This window comes from Ochrobactrum sp. WV_118_8, from assembly GCF_039631535.1.
Lineage (GTDB): Bacteria > Pseudomonadota > Alphaproteobacteria > Rhizobiales > Rhizobiaceae > Brucella > Brucella anthropi.
In genome coordinates this window covers 106,331-122,756 of sequence record NZ_JBDIUZ010000006.1, presented here as the reverse complement: position 1 = coordinate 122,756, position 16,426 = coordinate 106,331, and the positions used below count along the sequence as shown (strand labels likewise).

Below are 16,426 nucleotides of genomic sequence, written 5' to 3'. Positions count from 1 at the left end.
TCGTGTCTCTCGGATGAATGGCGGGTTTCAGGCGCCGACGAAAACTCCCCGAACGGCTGGGATTAAGGTCGTCTGCTGACTGACTGCTTTGATGCTTTCATATCGCGCCCGATTCTGATTCAGGGCTCAGCATGAGCCGATATGACCTGACAGACTTTGAATGCCGCGTAATCAAGCCGCTGCTACCCATCTGTCGATCGCGCGGCGGGCTGACAACCAAGATACACGTCGTCGTTGACGCGCAAGGATTCCCGATCCGGATCGGTCTGCTCGCCGCCAACTTTCTCGCTATGGTGCAACGCGCCTCGCTCCTTGTTTATGAGTCTGATGGCCTAACCCTTACGAAAAAGCCGGGGCGCAAAAGCGCCCGGCTGATTTTTAATTCTCCTTGCCGTCAAAACGGCAAGAATCCTCCAAGGAAACTGATGGTATCAGTTATCCATGCGAAGGCGGCATTAAACCAACCTTGAATGACAGTAGCAACATACACGATTGCAACCAGTCCAAGCACGAGCCAGAACAGAACCGCAAAGAATTTTGCAAAAGCGTCGTCGGCCTTCGGATCGGGAGGTGAATTATAAATATAATCGTGTCGCATCGTCCTTTAACGCTCGTGTTCGTCGCGTTCCTTCTTTTGCTGCTGCTCTTGTTCTAGTTCCTGCAATCGCAGAACTTGTTGCTGAGGTGGATCGGTGCGCATGGTTTCTCCATCGCGAACAACGCCCTTCACTTCCAAATTAACCTGATTGTCGAGCTGTTTGGAACCTTCAACTTTTCCATCTGTCCGATCCCGCTCTTCAAGCACGTTCGCTTCCCATGCCCGGCGATCGACCATTTGCTCGACACGCTGCTTCTGACCGTCGACTTCCTGAATGACAGTTTTCAAAACGCGTTCCGTCCCAGTGGACCGCAAATGAACTTCATCGCCGATTTCAGCGCCGGCGCGATGCAACGCATCCGGTAATCCGACACCCCATACCGTGCGATTGCCATTGGCCGTTTCAATAACGACAAATGGCGAAGGCTCATTTTTTTCATTATCCTGATAAGGCTTTTCGCCTGTCTCAACGAGGATGCCCTGCACACCCTCCTTATAGTCGACGGTCTTGGAGTGGGACGTTCCAGAATTATCTGCATTCTGTGGCTCTCTATCGACCTTGCTCGACTGATCCGATCCTGCAGATTGCTCCTGATCCCGGTGAGCCGCATCCAGCGCCCTGCCCTCGATCGGAACAATTTCATTGCGCAAGTAGGACTGCTCGCGACGCGCCAGATTGCGTAGCGACAATCAAGGTGAGATTCAGCGTCAATCAGGATGAGACTCGCGCCGGGGTGTGACGGAGAGAGGGCGTAGCCCGACCGTAGTCATATCCCGGCGCGGCGCAGATTTTCGACGTCTCATGATCGCGGTCGGTCCGATACATTTCAGGTTTTCTGGATTGGAGAACCAGTTTGTGCCGGGTCGTCATGTAACCGATCATCAGATGAGATTATTCATGAAGTATCGACAAATGCATTCAGTAGAGGTCGCCGCTGCAAAAGCGTCGATCAGCCGGGCCACGGCCTATCGTCTCGATAAGGAGACGCAACTTCCATCCCAAAGCAAAGCACCACGCGGGCGTCGTCGTCCTGATCCGCTTGAGCCGATATTCGATACGGAAGTTGTTCCGCTCCTCAAAGCAGCACCGGGCATCCGCGCCGTGGCCGTTTTCAACGAGATGCTACGGCGGCATCCAGAACTGCCCGAAGGTATCCGCCGCACGCTCGAGCGTCGCATCCGGTCCTGGCGTGCTGTTCACGGTGAGGCCCAGGAGGTCATCTTCCGCCAGACGCATGAACCTGGTCGGCTGGGCCTTTCGGATTTTACTGACATGAGCAGCCTCGGCATCACAGTCGCCGGCCAGCCGCTCGATCATTTGTTTTATCACTTCCGGCTTGTCTGGTCTGGGTTCGAGCATGCTCATGTCATTCTCGGCGGCGAGAGCTTCGTTGCGCTGGCAGAAGGGTTGCAGAACGCCCTGTGGTCTGTGGGGGGCGCGCCCCTTTATCACCGCAGCGACAGTCTGTCGGCCGCCTTCCGCAACCTCGATGCCGATGCCAAGGTCGACCTGACAAATCGCTATGACGAACTGTGTGCCCATTATCGCATGACGCCGACGCGCAACAACAAGGGCATCGCACATGAGAACGGCTCGATCGAAAGCTCCCATGGCCATCTCAAGAATGCTGTTCGTGATGCCTTGCTGATGCGCGGTACCAGGGAATTCGCTGATCTCAGCTCTTACCGCGCCTTTGTCGACGAGATTGTCAGCCGGCGCAACGCCGCCCATGGCAAGCGTATCGATGCCGAGCGGTCCCATTTGCAGGCGCTGCCCGAGCGCCGGACCACGGACTTCGAAGAGGTTGTCGTGACGGTATCTCGCACCGGCGGCTTTACCTTGCGCAAGGTGTTCTACACCGTGCCGTCCCGCCTCATCGGGCATAGACTTCGGGTGCGCTTGTTCGACGATCGGCTTGATGTCTTTGTCGGGGGTACGCACCTGATGACGCTGCGCAGGGGACGTGGCCATGCCGACGGGCGGCATGATCAGGTCGTCAATTACCACCACATCATCCATTCCCTGCGCAAAAAGCCGATGGCGCTGCGTGGTCTCGTCTATCGTGACAAGCTCTTTCCACGGCAGGAATACCGCAGAGCCTACGAGACACTCATCGAGCATCTTCCCGACAAGCAGGCCTGCAAGATCACCGTCGAGCTTCTGGCGCTGGCGCATGATCGCGGCTGCGAGCGCGAACTTGCCGAAGAATTGGCCACGACACTCGATGCCGGAGATCTGCCCGATCTGGCTGCAATGCAAGCGCTCTTCGGTCCCGATCCAGCCAAATTGCCGACCGTCCATGTCCAACTCGCATCGCTTCATGGCTACGAGGCCTTGATCGGGACAGGAGAAGCAGCATGAAGAACGCTCATGTCATCGATGAAGCGCGGCTCGGCATCATGCTCAACGAACTCCGACTGCCGACAATCAAGACTCTATGGTCGCAATTTGCCGAACAGGCCGATCGAGAAGGATGGCCGGCCGCACGCTTCCTATCGGCCATCGCCGAGCACGAATTGGCCGAGCGTGCCCACCGCAGGATTGAAAGGCATCTCGCTGAGGCACACCTGCCACCTGGAAAGACCCTGGATAGCTTCGCTTTCGACGCCGTGCCCATGGTCTCAAAGGCCCAGGTCATGGCAATTACCGCTGGCGACAGTTGGCTCGCCAAAGGTGCCAATATCCTCATGTTCGGCCCACCCGGTGGAGGAAAGAGCCATCTCGCTGCCGCTATCGGCCTCGCACTTATCGAGAATGGATGGCGCGTGCTATTCACCCGAACAACCGACCTCGTGCAAAAGCTACAGGTCGCGCGCAGGGAACTGCAGCTCGAATCTGCTATCGCCAAACTCGACAAGTTCGACTTGCTCATCCTCGATGATCTCGCCTACGTCACCAAGGATCAGGCCGAAACGAGCGTGCTCTTCGAGCTGATATCGGCACGCTACGAGCACAGATCGGTCTTGATTACCGCAAACCAGCCATTTGGAGAGTGGAACCGGGTCTTCCCAGATCCTGCCATGACACTCGCAGCGGTCGACCGGCTTGTTCATCACGCTACGATCTTCGAGATGAATGTCGAAAGCTACCGGCGAAGAACGGCGCTGGAGGAAAAACGCCAACGCGGACGACCGGCATCTTTTGCGACAATCAAAACCTCGACGGTGATTGCCGCGGAGCGACAATCAGAAAGCGACGAAGAGCTTGCCAGCGACATTCAACGTGATAACTTCAACTCGACCGCGACATAAGAATCTCATCCAGATTGTCGCCCGCGTCTCATCCTGATCGCCGCGCTATACCAGATCTTGCCAATCCAGTTCCGCCGGCTGATAGCCCTTGACCGAAATACCGTGCGCCTGGCCCTCCAACCAAGTTTCACGGCGGAACTCCTTGCTCCCCGTTATTTCGATGCTCGTCCAGCCTCGATGCGCTGCTGTTTCGATCATCAACCGAACGCCCTGAGCATCGAACGATTTAGCGCGCAGCTTCTCTCCATTGTCCTGGAACACTTCGCGCTCACCCTTTGAATCGGCAAAGACACGCTGCGTCCCCCCGTGATCCTCACGAATATAATATCGGCTCGTGATCTCATCCGGGAATGAACGATCCATTTCGGCCTGATAGGATGCTGCAGCTGCTTTCTCCTCGTCATCAATGCTTGAACGAGGTTCGTTAGCATTATCTGCCGATGGCTGACCCTGCTCTGCTTCCACGATAACATGCGCTGGCTTGGCAATTTCGGAATCGGCTTCGCGAGCGATCTGCATTGACGAGCTATCTTGCTCGCTTTCGCGAGATGGGGTTTCAACGGTCAATCCACGCTGTTCAGTCAGTTCCATATGCTCGCGCATTAGATTGACATGCTCGCGCGTATACTGCGCTACCTGTTCCAGATCGGCTTTCTCTTCCGGTCCGAGATTGCGGCCAAGCCGGAACAAAGCTGTTTCAACTTCTTTCTCATATGCCTCAAAATCGCTTCTCGACATTTCGCGCACTTTTTCACCCTCCAAAATGATGTTTTGCAACTTTACCAAATTGGTGCGGTAATGTGACCCGAATTCTGCATGAACGATGTTAGAAGTTTTAGCTTCCGATTGATGCGAACTGGTTGATACAACTATATCTCTTTGCTGGATGGCGTATGAGGCAATCTGATGATTGCCGCTTGCCATTGCAATTTTCTCCCAACTCTGAGTTACCTTTACGGTATATTCAAGGCTGCGCACGCTTCGCGCCACGCTCCGCCGACCTGACCGCTTGGCATCATAACGCGACTGAGCCGCCGCACTCGTCCCCTCATGTTCCGTTCGTCCCTCGCGATTAACCGGCCGCACCTGATTGCGCGTGTAGGCTGGAGCATTTGCAAACTCGCGCCTGTCCGTCATTTCCATAGCGATTCCGTGCTGGCGCGCCTTTTCAGCCATAAGTTCGCGCCATTGGCGAAAAACCTGTGGCGAGGTTTCTACCCGATCACCGGCATCCGAACGCATAGCGATAATGGCATGGGCATGGATATGCGGTCGCTTTCCGCCCTGCCCCATCTCCTTCGGATCGCTGAACGGATCATGCATCGCAAATATGTAGCGGTGTCCTTCGAACTGAGCGGCCAGAAAATCCCGAACAGCGCCTTCGAAAGCCTGAACATTGGTGCCAGCTTTAGCAGACATGATGACATGCATCACATCCCTGCCCTTGCGGCTATGCAACTCCCGACGCCACTGCTTTTGCACCAGATCGCCGGCGGAACGCGTATCGGAGATATCGCGCCCCTTATCATCGCGAACTTCTCCCTTATGATCCTCGACCAGATTTCGCAGCTTGGCGGCGCCATATTCCACGCCATTGCCATACCCGGTAAAACGGAACCGCGCCCTCGCCAGCTCGGACACCGCGCTTTCGTTGTAACGTCTCTGAATAATGTCAGCCGCCTTCGGGTCGCCGGTCAACCGTTCCCCTTCTGCGCTGCGCAAGACTACCAGACCGTCAACTTTCAAAACTCCATGTGATGGCTGCGAAACTGCATAAGCGAAGCTGCGATTACTTAATCCGCTCGCCAGGCTGTCGCGTACGAGCTGGTGCAAAGCTTCTTCTGTTTCGAAACCAGTAGCTTCGATCGTCACATGGAAAGTTCCAATATCCCTGCTCTCGGCACGATTTTGAAACAATGGCTCCCAATCTTCCCGCAACCGGGCTAGATCCTCGCGACCATGAAGGCGCTCACCATTTTCCTTTTCGACGTGTATTTCCCCGCTGCGTGATACGTAATTGACCATCGCGCCGAACCGTGCACCGCCACCGTACGATGCCATTTTTACCACGGACGGTTGACTGCCTGCTGCGACCGCGGCCAGACGCGCTTCCATCGGCCTAGCCGCCGCAATTGGCTTGCTTGCCGTACTTCCAAAGAACTGGAAACTCCGTGCCCTTGAGGATCCCGTGCGCATTTTCGGCACTGAAGCACTACCTGCTGCGGTGGCACCTCCTGCGATTTGCAGTTCGCGCAGCCTTCGGCGCATCTCTTCTTCCGCGCCACTCGCAGCACTCGAACCCAAAGAAAGCTCATGCAACAGCGCCGCGCGATGCTGCTCCCATTCACTCTCAAAGGCTCCGAGAAAAAACTCCATCGACTGCTATTCCTTGCTGCGATGCCTGTATCCAGATCGCTTGGTAACGCGCCGTAACTCGCTGAGGACGCCGATCTGCATCTTCTGCACATCCCCGACCACCATGCGGATTTCGCTATCAGATACCGATTTTCCACTATTCAGAGCTCTGGCTACCTGATTGAGATTGACGCCAATCATACGCATGTCCTCTAGCATGAGAGACAAAAGCGCCCGGTCTTCGTCATTAAAGACTGGCTTCACTCCTGCCCCTTGCAGGAATACAGCTTTAAAAAATGCACTCATCGTCATGTCAGCCGCCTTTGCGGCTACATCGATTGCATCATATTCGTCCGCCGAAACGCGGCTATGAATGGTTTGCGGCTTGGCTTTAACTGCCACCCCACCATCGGTAATTCCCTCATCCATAAGCTTCAACAGTTCCAGCACAGAGTAGCAATAATCAATCGCGGACGTGTTTCGCGATTGATTGGAAAAAATGTAGCACATTTTTCCGAATCCTGCCTAACCAAATAAATAGGAAATCATTAAAGATCGTCCAAATTGGTCTCGCTTCGCTCACCAGGGTTCACCTCCAGGCCGCTTTATTCGCCTTTGTGTACCCCTCGTACTCGCCAGCAAGGGAGGCTTCGCTCTTCGCCCTTGCCGGACTGCGTGCGAGCGGCACAGACGGCTCTTGCGCGGCTCCGGGGTTCATCATCAGCTAGAAAGGAACTGGGGAGATCAACCACACGACGATGTCATGTGGTTATGCGATGTGAACACACCGTGTGATCCATTGGATATAGTGTGTTGTCACATCGTGTGAAAATATCATAGTCTGTTCCTCAGTCCATATAACTAACGATCACCACTCGATCCAAATGCTCGTTAGTCTGATATGGCCTGAACCGGACGTGGGTAAACGTTCATGCTCTCTTCGTTTGAAGGAGAATTCATGACAGCTCGATTTTCAGCAGTTAGTGGCAAAGGCGGCGCGGGGAAAACGACCACGGTCATTTTGACGGCAGGTGAATTCGCACTCCAAGGTCAACGGGTCCTTCTCATCGATGCAGATCCCCGCCAGAACCTGGCCGAGTGGTGGAAGCGCTGTGAAGCGAAGGGCAACTTACCTGAATCGATTTCTCTGACGACCGCACTTCGCCAGAGCTCAATCGAACAGGTTATGTCTTCACACGCGGAAAAGTACGACGCCGTGATTATCGATGCTCCCGGCGTCGATAGCGTGGTCATGGATACGATAATAGATCATTCTGATATCGTGATTACGCCCATTCAGCCTGCACAGGATGAAATAAAGGCAGCAGGCGAAGCCGCGGAAACCATTGCCACGCGAACAGATCACAACCAACGTGTAATTCCTCAGGCGGTTGTGCGAACACGCATCAACATCGTTAATCGCCACCTTGAAGAATATCGCATCATCCGTCCATTCGTAGAAAATTTAAGCCAACATGGTTACAATACGACGTTGCTCGAAACTGAGCTAATCGAGCGCAACTGTTACCGCGAGATCCGCAGCGGCTGGGGAACATTGCAAATGTTGGAATTAACGGATGCTATCTGTAAGGCCAGAACCGAAGTCAACGCGTTTGTTTCTGAGCTCGACTATTTAAGGGACCAGAATGTAATGGAGACGGTGAATGGCTAAAAGCAAGGTCACACTGTCAGACTTCCCTGTCGCATCCCGCAGACGCCCATCAGCAGAAGAGGAGAATGGCCCCAATGCTGCTGCGCTCCCAGCGGCGGAAAACGCACAAATGCAAACTACAGGGCCGTCAACGGAACTGGAAACGCGAAGAGCTCGTCCTAAATCACAATTCGTCACGCCAGAAGAAAGAAGGGCGAACGATACCCAACAGGCAAACCAGCGGGAAGATTCCCGAAATCGCTTACGTGAACTTCGTAGAAATCGTGAACGAGAAAGTAAGCATTTTGTAAATGTCTCACTTGATTACGACACCAAAAGGCGACTTGAAAAGGCAGCCCACGACAACGGACTTAAGATGTCGGTTATCCTTAGAGATGCCATCGACCAGTATCTAACAGAAAACGGATACTGACCGTGCTTGGTCGTAGCTTTCTTCTAGGCTTGGCCGTCGGGATCGGAGTCGGTCTATATTTAGCGCCTTATCTAGCTGCTAATGGCTTTGGCCACACGATTGAGCCAATCAACTCATTCGCTAACAGTCAAGTTAGCACGCCCGCCGTTTCAGTCGAATGGCCGACCAACCAGATTGCCAAAGAAGAACTCTTTCGCTTTTCCAACTGGAATTATGCCGCCTACGGCAAGGATTCCATCACTAATGTTATCCGCTGCATTCATATCAAACAGCAAACTATTGCTTGCGAACTGTCAGCTACACTCAGTTGGCTGAAGGACACAGCGTTGATCGAAGCAGTCTTTGAGGGAAAACCAGGGAACTGGCGAATGGCCGCGGCGAAAACACGTTAGTCAACATATTCTAGTTCATTTTTTTCCGTAAGAGGTCGCTTTCTGCATCCGTGGGGCAGAAAAGTTTGGTGATGAATTCCGTTTCATCAAACTCTACAGTGCCAAACCAACGAGAATAATTCATATTATTCAATTAGGCGGCATGGAGTTTAAGGGGTTTTGACGGTGAATAACGAATCTGCTGATTTCGCAACAGAACATTCATTGGAGAAAACCAATGATCCGGAAATCGATAAGCCCATCTACAGACGTCGCGGCTTTGAGGGTATCAGCACGTTTGAAGAAATAGACCAACGACTTGCAAAATATCTAAGAGAAGCGCGTGAACAGGCTGGCCTTAAACAGGCAGATTTTGCGCCACTTATGGGGCTGTCTACACCGGTATATGGTCGTTACGAACGTGCATTCTCAAAACTGCACGTTACGCGCATGATACACATCTGCGAAGTATTGGGTTTCATGCCAATCGATATGCTCTTCGCAGCAGCACCTCATCTCTGGGGTGAAAACGAGCAAGAAGCCAAAGATCGTGTCGAGCTAGCAAAACTTGTCAGCGATCTCCCACATAGTACGACACGCGATCTGCTGTCGTTGGTAAAAAAAATGGCGGAACTTCAGAACCAAGTTGATGCAAGCTCGAAGAGCTCGAGCCTGGCTGAGAAATAGATGATCGCGTAAACGGCCTCACATGATCACCCGCTTGCAATCTCATGGAGATAATCGGCAACCGCCTGTGCTTTGGCTGCTGCAGTGATAATGGCGCGCTTATCGGACTTCAGAACGGCTAGCCAGTTTTCGATATAAGCGGCTGTGTTTTCGCGAGGATCATGGGCCACGCCCAGGTCAGCGCAAAGGAAAGCTGCGGACAGTTCGGCCACCAGTTCTTCGAGTGCGTAAGCGTTTGTGCCGAAGCGGCCAGCCAGATCGCGACCAAGACGATGCTTTGCGCCTGACCAATGACCAATTTCGTGCAGAAGCGACGAGTACAGGTGGACATCGCTTAAAAAACGCTCCCGGTCGGGCATGAGAATGTCGTCAGGTCCAGGACGATAGCAAGCCTTCGTGCCGCCGTAGTGAATGACGGCTCCGGTCTGGCGAACAAACATCTCGACGGTTTCATTGTGAGGCACGAGCGCCATCGGCATCGGTTCGGCTGGGCTGTAATAGTCGGAAGGCAGGTTCTCGATCTGCTCTACGTTGAATACCGTGTAGCCCTTGAGATAAGGGATAGAACGGTCGTCATCGGCGTCCTGATCCTTGGGGGTAAAGGTGCCGAATTTGACGACAAGCGATCCACGTTCGCCCTTCCGGACTTGACCGCCGAGATCCTGCGCCTGACGATAGGTGATCCAGGTGGTTTGTTCGTAGCCGTTCATCTGCGACGCGATCCAGAGCATGAGAACATTGATGCCGCGATAGGTTTCGCCGCTGGATCGGCGGGGGATGATGGAGCTCGGGCGGGTATTTCCATGCCACGGGCGAACCCAAGGCTTGGTGCCGGCTTCCAGCTGCTCGATGATGAGGTCGGTAATGCGCTGATAGGTGTCGATGACGTTGTTCATGGCCGTCTCCATTCGTTGGTTGACGGCAAAAAACGGAGATAGCCGAGACGAGCCCATGCACCTATTGGCCGCAACGGAAGTGGAGGACCGCGAAGCGGTTGCATTGGGGAGGGGCTATCGCAGCTTGTCCGTCAATCAACCAACGGGTGGGGCGGCCCAAATGTCACCCACCGAAGCAAACGGACCAGATCTCTGCGCGGAAGATGTACCGCTTATCGTTCGCGGTCGTCGGAATCCCGCTCCGCCTGCTTGTGCGTCGACAACTCTGAAAGCCGTGATGGGACCGCTGCGCTTTTCTGCTCTGGTGGCATTCGTTCGACGGCGGGAACATCTGCATTTCTGACCTGATCCGGACGCAACAGGCGGGAGAAGTCAGAACGAGCCGTGAATGTCATTTCGCTATTGTCATCGGGCAACCGCTCTGGAAGGTCGGCGCGATCGACTGCGACAATCCCGTGGTCGGTAACAACGCTGGCAACGCGGATATCGTGACCGAGAACCTGACCTGAAATCTGTTCGCCCGGCCTGGCGCTGCGCACGTTGTGCTCGAAAGCATTCTCACCGCGCATTTCAAGATCGACGAAAGCAGCTCTTATGGCTTCCTGCCGGTTTGGATCGATCGCGTCTTCAAAGACATGTTTCATAGCTGGACTGGAGGGGTCGTTGGTCGTCGCGATCGACGCTTCGATCATGCGCGGCTTGGTGATGACGGTGAAGTCAACATCATGACCATATTCGCGTCCGATGGATGCTAGCAGTGCCTCCTGCGCCCGTCCGTTTCCTTCTCGGAAGGGGTGCACATAATTCAACTCTGCCAAAACTTTACCGGCGATTTCGGCGAACTGCTCGACCGACGATCCACGCAATATTTCCGGATTCCTGATCGGTCTAAAGGCTTCGTCCAAGCCCATCTCGATGCGCGAACCGTGAAGAAATGAGCTCCCACCTTTCGACAAATTGCCAATCGGCTCCACCCTCTGGCCATCTACAACAGGGCTTTCATTGCGCGTATGACCGGCCCATTCATAAACATCTTGGAAAATATGACCATGAATGGCTTTCAGATGTTGGGCGTCGAACGCGCCTTTCGGGCCGTCTCCTTCGGCAATTTCAGTCATCCGGAATGCTGTCGCGCGATATTCTTCGACGCGCAGTTCCTTATGAGACCGGATTCCAAGTTTATTACGCAGCACGTCCCTGCGGTCGGGATCGTCAGATGTGTTTGGATAGATATAGGAGCCTTTGGGTTCCGTTTCAGCCATAGCGAAGAATCGGGTAGGAGGGCATTTTAGGCCCTCCTCCCACACCACCGTACGTACGGTTCCGTATACGGCGGTTCATGAAGCGTAGTATAGGCGTCGGTGTTCCTTCAGGAACGAGATCAGCCCGATTTTGGTGAAGTAGGCATTCGGTAGGGCTTCGTGCATGTGTGAGGTTCTGGCATTCCACCATGGTCCCCGGCCATTGCTGGCACTTATCCATGCACGCTCCTTCTTTATGCCTCGTTGCATCAGGTTTCTTGCGCGCGCGGCTGGTTTCGTCCATTGCCGCCACAGGGTAGCCCGCAGCTTGCGGTGAACCCATCCATCCATTTCCTCGAACGTCCCCTTCACGTCAGCCAGCTTAAAGTAAGCTGTCCAGCCGCGCAGGATCGGCGCTAGGTCCTTGATGGTGGCGTCAATGGCCCGGCCACGCCCAGCCCGGAACTGGGCTTTCAGTTTACCACGAAGACGTTTCACACTTTGTACCGCCACCTTAAGGCGGGGCATACGGTGAGCCGTCATTGAGTAGCCCAGAAAGACCCGGTTACATGGACGATCAACAGCGCTCTTGGTGGCGTTGACCTTCAGCTTCAGCCTCTTTTCAAGGAAGGTGGTGAGCGAAGCCATCACCCGTTGACCAGCACGCATTGACCGCACATAGATATTACAGTCGTCGGCGTAGCGGCAGAAGCGATGTCCGCGCTGTTCCAGTTCCTTGTCCAGATCGTCGAGCAAGACGTTTGATAATAGCGGAGACAGGGGACCGCCCTGCGGCGTTCCCTCGCTTCGCATTGTCGTCATCCCGCCCATCATCAACCCGGCTTGCAGATAACGGCGGATCAACCGCAGCACCCGTTTGTCGTAGACCTTGCGTGCCACTCGTGCCATCAGCACATCGTGGTTTACCCGGTCGAAGAACTTCTCCAGATCAAGATCAACCACAACGCGGTAACCGTCGGCCACATAGGACCGTGCGGCAAGGATCGCATCATGGGCACTCCGCTCCGGCCTAAAGCCGAAAGAGGAATTGGAGAAGCCTGGGTCGAAGATCGGCATCAGCACCTGATGTATCGCCTGCTGGATGAGGCGGTCGAGAACCGTGGGAATGCCAAGAAGGCGTTTCCCGCCGCCGGGCTTGGGGATTTCCACCCCGCGCACCGGCGCTGGCTCATACCGACCCGCCAGCAGGTCTTCCCTGATGCGCGGCCAATGCGATACGAGATGCTGCTTCAGGTCGCCAACGCTCATCTTGTCGATGCCCGCCGCTCCCTTGTTCGACACCACGCGGTGTAAGGCCGCTATCATGTTATCGCGACTGACGATCATTTCCATCAGTTGCATCGCGTCCTTCGGTTGTGAGTTGGACGATCCTGCCGTGACGTTTGATGCGCCCAAGGCATCCTCTCGCAGCTTCCGGCCACTACCTTCCGCATGGGCATGGGGCGTTTCAGCTCCATTATCTGCATCTGCTGTCGTCATCGAAAGATCGTTCTCCATCCGACACTTCATGTTCAGCCCTTCGCCGTCCGGTACGGCTACTACGGCATCTGCTGACTTCTGCCGCCCTATTCCGTCGCTTCTCAGCGGCGGTAGCACACCGTTGCCGGTGGCGAGGCGACAGATCTCCCGAGGTAAGACGCGTGACCTTCATGCCATATACCTGTCGCATCTACAGCCGCATCATCCGGGTGATATCGGGCTTTGGGTAAATGGGCCCCCTTGCCCTGATGCGACTGCCTCTTATGCGCTTCCTGTTCGTCAGGCCGGCACTTTGCTTACAGCTTCCTTCAGACCCCGCCTTACGACAACGCCCTTGCTGTTCGGCTAACGGTTCCCATCACCAGGGCCCGTAGAGGACTTTCACCTCCAAGTCATCGAACGGATACCATCCCGGTCGAGCGATGCTTGCGCACCACGCGCCATGCTCGGCGCACCTAATAAAAAGCCGCCTACTCAAGGCAGGCGGCATCAAATTAAAAAGGATAAGCGTGAGCTATTGCGGTTTGCGGACAACACGCTCTCTGTATTCGTCGCGTGTGATATCGCCCGCGACGTAGGCCGCCGTCGCTGCTTCCAACAGTGGGTCGTGGACATAGCCCTGCCGCATGTTTGCAGCACGCGCCTGATCCGTAGCCTTTTTGCGCTTGGCAACAGCTTCTGGAGATCGATCCGGACGGGGGGCATGAAAGTTCATCTTCAAAACTCCTATTGTGACAACTCCTAGCACAAAATGCGCACAAAATCCAGAAAACAAAGGGATTTCCGCGACTTTCGGTATAGTGCGCCCGGCACTCAGCCGGGCGCTGTTGTGCTATCAATTACGCGGTTCCCATTCGAGAACGGCCTGAAGGCTTGGGTCGTCCTGCCCCCCGAAGCGGCCTAGGTTGGCGTTGTAGTTCAGGCGGCGGATCGAGAGGTTCCGTTTGAAACCTTCGCCATCGGCCTTAGCCTTTCTCCAGATACCACCGACCTCAATATTGAAGCCACGCGGGGACTTGGCGAAAACGCGATGCGTAGGGGCGTCCGGGTTGTCGGAATTGAAAGGCACGACCTCGATGTCGATGTCGTCAGTCAGGGTGGAAATACGGCCTTTGCCGGATGCGGTGTCGAGGTCTTCGCTATCGAACTGGATGAAGTTGGTGATTTCGTTGGCCATGGTATTCACTCCTCTATGTGGTTGCGATGATCGTTCCAAGGCACGGCGGTAAGCGGTGTTGCACCCTTGGGCGCGGAGCGCAGCGGAGGAAGCCGTGGGCGGAAAAATTTGTTCGGGCGAGGAGCCGCAGGCGGGGAAATTTTTCAGGCTTCCGGCTTTGCGGCAACTGCGTCGACGTGCGAACGAGCGTCAAAAGCAACCGAATTAGAGGTGTGCTCTATGCGCCAATATGGCAACTCGTCTCATGGGCACATGACCGTTGATACAATACCGATTGTGCAACGCATGATAGCCGGATAAAGCGCATTTTCAACAGATGTTGTGTAATCATGGAGTATACGGATAGCCAAATTGGTTCTCCGCGCCGATTATTCGACCTCGCCAATTTGGCTATGCTGGAAGGCTTATCTGGAAGCATGGGTCCGTCGATATAGATGCGGGCTCTCTACGTCGGCCGCCCATATTCCAAGCAAACGTTCGCGCGCTTCGTTCTCGGCATACCCATATTCGGCAATGTCGATGCCGTGGTTTCGCGGCAAGTAGCGCAACATCGCTTCAGCCTGACCCGCACGCACCATTGCAATGCCGATATCCGTATTCGGAAGAAAGCCCTGACCGACGGAACGGTTATAGCGATCCACATCAACGATCCGACAGGACACATGCTTGCCGTCGATCATTTTGCGAAGGTAGCTGCGCGCAACCAAGCCACACGGCCACGTCTTACCATTCAAAAAGCCGCTTTGCTCCTTTTCGCAAGCGTCGATTGCGGCAATCCGCACGCGCTGTCGTCGTATGCTGATCGTATCGCCATCGATGACGCGGGCTGTTCCGGCAACGGAACCCGACCATTGTTCAGCGGCAGCTAGCCCGACAGTCAGTAGCAGGGCTACCGCGGCGGAGAAAATGTAGCGAAAGATCAATGTATTCCCTCCATTCCATGTCGGGCAGCAAGCCCGAAAACCGAGCGGGCAAGATGCAGTTCGCCGGCAGCGGCGCGCTCTGTCATGGCGCGCAAATAGCCGCCCGGCGACTTCACTTGCCTCTCGTCGAACTTCTGCAGCGTGATTGCGATAGCAATCGCGGCGGCCTGTTCCCCCATCTGATCGACAGCCCGGCGGCGTGCATCTTCGGAAATCCCGGCCATGCGGCAGATTTGCGGGGCGAGACGGGCCAAATCAGTCCAGGTGCGGGGGCGCGATATTCCATAGGTGTTCAGCGCCGGTATTGCCCGTAACAGATCCTGCAGGGCCACTAACGTTTGTGGCGGGTGTTGCGGTTGATTGACTAGGCTCGATTTGCCTCCCAGGCTTTTTTCGAAAGCCCTCTTACTGGCGAAGCCGGTCTTTAAGATACCGAGTTGTTCGGCATAAGCCGAACGCATTTCCTCTCTACTATCTTCAAGGGAATAGGGGTTTGTAATCTGTTTGTGCATGTCGTTTTCGGCATATGGGCATGTCGAATCTTCGCTTCTATCTGAAGACTGATGACGGCGAGGCAGCTGCATCACCCGCTCGACGATCCATTCAATCAAGCTTGTCGCGCGTCGCAAAACAGCGCTTGATGCCTTGTTCGCGATGCCTACTGCTTCGAGAACACGCGCAAAACGTTTCTCGATCATGGCGCGCAGCCGCGCGGGCAAGTCCTCGACAGAGGCGAGCGCGTTGCGCAAATTGCGAACGGCGCCGCGATAGCGACGCAGGTTTGCAGTGAGTGCATTCTTTTCCGCCTTTGCCTGCCGGACCATTCCGTCTAGCTCCGTGAAGCGGGCAATCAGAACGCGTAGATCAATACCGCAAGCGTCGGCAATACTGCCGTCCGCATTTCGGACCGGATAGCGCTTGTAGTTGCCGCTGTCCTGCATGGTGATGACACCGGCGTCAAACAGCCGAGACAACATTCGGCTGACGCGGCCCTCGGATCGGCCGACCTCGAAGGCAAGCGCTGCATTGGATTTGAACACGATCGGTCGTCCGCCCTTGTCATAGCTCTCAGCTGGAGCCGTATTGATCAGGGCCACAAGCAAGTGCGCTTCGATGCCATTGATGAGGCCAAGGCAAGGAAGAGACTGCGCAAGGCCGATCAGCTGCCCACGCGTCACCGATCCAATTTCCGTGGACTGGGCCAGCCGCCGAAACTCGGTTCGTTGTGGTGTCTGTTTGCGGCCAACTTGCCGCGCTGGCTGTAGGGTCTCCCCCATCCTCCTCGTCTCCTTATTGAGGACCAGGCAAAGCTTTCCCGTTCGCCGAAAAGCGTTTTTGTTTG

General features: G+C 55.0%; 17 protein-coding genes. 7 read left to right on the top strand and 10 right to left on the bottom strand.

Annotation, left to right across the window (positions count from 1 at the left end; all coding sequences use genetic code 11):
- Positions 1-131: 131 nt before the first annotated feature.
- Complete coding sequence (locus ABDF71_RS26380; protein WP_151610590.1) at positions 132-470, top strand: hypothetical protein; 339 nt, start codon at positions 132-134, stop codon at positions 468-470.
- 134 nt (positions 471-604) lie between these two features.
- Here the strand turns inward: ABDF71_RS26380 and ABDF71_RS26375 are convergent, their stop codons facing one another.
- Positions 605-1,288, bottom strand: a complete 684-nt coding sequence (locus ABDF71_RS26375; RefSeq protein ID WP_500062004.1) for a relaxase/mobilization nuclease — start codon at positions 1,286-1,288, stop codon at positions 605-607.
- 166 nt (positions 1,289-1,454) lie between these two features.
- On the opposite strand from ABDF71_RS26375, the gene istA reads away from it, so the two are divergent.
- A complete protein-coding gene (gene istA, locus ABDF71_RS26370; protein ID WP_500060850.1) occupies positions 1,455-2,960 on the top strand; it encodes an IS21 family transposase in 1,506 nt (501 codons plus the stop codon).
- Positions 2,957-3,850 (top strand): IS21-like element helper ATPase IstB, encoded by an 894-nt coding sequence (gene istB / locus ABDF71_RS26365; RefSeq protein WP_500060852.1) that lies wholly within the window; start codon positions 2,957-2,959, stop codon positions 3,848-3,850. The genes istA and istB overlap by 4 nt, the downstream gene beginning before the upstream one ends.
- 45 nt (positions 3,851-3,895) lie before the next feature.
- Here istB and ABDF71_RS26360 read toward each other — a convergent pair whose 3' ends face one another.
- A complete protein-coding gene (locus ABDF71_RS26360; protein WP_500062003.1) occupies positions 3,896-6,226 on the bottom strand; it encodes an LPD7 domain-containing protein in 2,331 nt (776 codons plus the stop codon).
- Positions 6,227-6,232: 6 nt separating this feature from the next.
- Complete coding sequence (locus ABDF71_RS26355) at positions 6,233-6,715, bottom strand: plasmid mobilization protein (protein WP_151610588.1); 483 nt, start codon at positions 6,713-6,715, stop codon at positions 6,233-6,235.
- A gap of 448 nt (positions 6,716-7,163) precedes the next feature.
- On the opposite strand from ABDF71_RS26355, the gene ABDF71_RS26350 reads away from it, so the two are divergent.
- The 4 genes from ABDF71_RS26350 to ABDF71_RS26335 all read left to right on the top strand — a co-directional run bounded on the left by ABDF71_RS26350 (position 7,164) and on the right by ABDF71_RS26335 (position 9,347).
- Positions 7,164-7,877 carry a ParA family protein gene (locus ABDF71_RS26350; protein WP_151610587.1) on the top strand — a complete coding sequence of 238 codons (714 nt, stop codon included), beginning with the start codon at positions 7,164-7,166 and terminating at the stop codon, positions 7,875-7,877.
- A complete protein-coding gene (locus ABDF71_RS26345) occupies positions 7,870-8,289 on the top strand; it encodes a ribbon-helix-helix protein, CopG family (protein WP_105545507.1) in 420 nt (139 codons plus the stop codon). Before ABDF71_RS26350 ends, ABDF71_RS26345 begins: the two co-directional genes overlap by 8 nt.
- A 2-nt stretch (positions 8,290-8,291) precedes the next feature.
- A complete protein-coding gene (locus tag ABDF71_RS26340) occupies positions 8,292-8,681 on the top strand; it encodes a hypothetical protein (protein WP_105545506.1) in 390 nt (129 codons plus the stop codon).
- 165 nt (positions 8,682-8,846) lie between these two features.
- Positions 8,847-9,347, top strand: a complete 501-nt coding sequence (locus tag ABDF71_RS26335) for a helix-turn-helix domain-containing protein (RefSeq protein WP_151610586.1) — start codon at positions 8,847-8,849, stop codon at positions 9,345-9,347.
- A gap of 26 nt (positions 9,348-9,373) precedes the next feature.
- On the opposite strand, the gene ABDF71_RS26330 is transcribed toward ABDF71_RS26335, so the two are convergent.
- The 7 genes from ABDF71_RS26330 to repC all read right to left on the bottom strand — a co-directional run bounded on the left by ABDF71_RS26330 (position 9,374) and on the right by repC (position 16,361).
- The gene (locus ABDF71_RS26330; protein WP_151649006.1) at positions 9,374-10,243 is read right to left on the bottom strand and encodes an ArdC family protein; all 870 of its coding nucleotides are present in this window, start codon (positions 10,241-10,243) and stop codon (positions 9,374-9,376) included.
- A 212-nt stretch (positions 10,244-10,455) separates the two neighbouring features.
- Positions 10,456-11,505: a Fic/DOC family protein gene (locus tag ABDF71_RS26325; RefSeq protein ID WP_213507543.1), complete on the bottom strand. Its 1,050-nt coding sequence runs from the start codon at positions 11,503-11,505 to the stop codon at positions 10,456-10,458.
- A 75-nt stretch (positions 11,506-11,580) separates the two neighbouring features.
- A complete protein-coding gene (gene ltrA, locus ABDF71_RS26320; protein WP_151649016.1) occupies positions 11,581-12,984 on the bottom strand; it encodes a group II intron reverse transcriptase/maturase in 1,404 nt (467 codons plus the stop codon).
- A 514-nt stretch (positions 12,985-13,498) separates the two neighbouring features.
- On the bottom strand, positions 13,499-13,699 hold the full coding sequence (locus ABDF71_RS26315) for an antitoxin VbhA family protein (RefSeq protein ID WP_105529505.1): 201 nt from the start codon (positions 13,697-13,699) through the stop codon (positions 13,499-13,501).
- A gap of 120 nt (positions 13,700-13,819) precedes the next feature.
- A complete protein-coding gene (locus ABDF71_RS26310; RefSeq protein ID WP_105545503.1) occupies positions 13,820-14,161 on the bottom strand; it encodes a DUF736 family protein in 342 nt (113 codons plus the stop codon).
- 404 nt (positions 14,162-14,565) lie between these two features.
- Positions 14,566-15,081 carry a thermonuclease family protein gene (locus tag ABDF71_RS26305; protein ID WP_373418777.1) on the bottom strand — a complete coding sequence of 172 codons (516 nt, stop codon included), beginning with the start codon at positions 15,079-15,081 and terminating at the stop codon, positions 14,566-14,568.
- Positions 15,081-16,361 (bottom strand): plasmid replication protein RepC, encoded by a 1,281-nt coding sequence (gene repC, locus ABDF71_RS26300; protein WP_151610728.1) that lies wholly within the window; start codon positions 16,359-16,361, stop codon positions 15,081-15,083. The genes ABDF71_RS26305 and repC overlap by 1 nt, the downstream gene beginning before the upstream one ends.
- Positions 16,362-16,426: the final 65 nt, after the last annotated feature.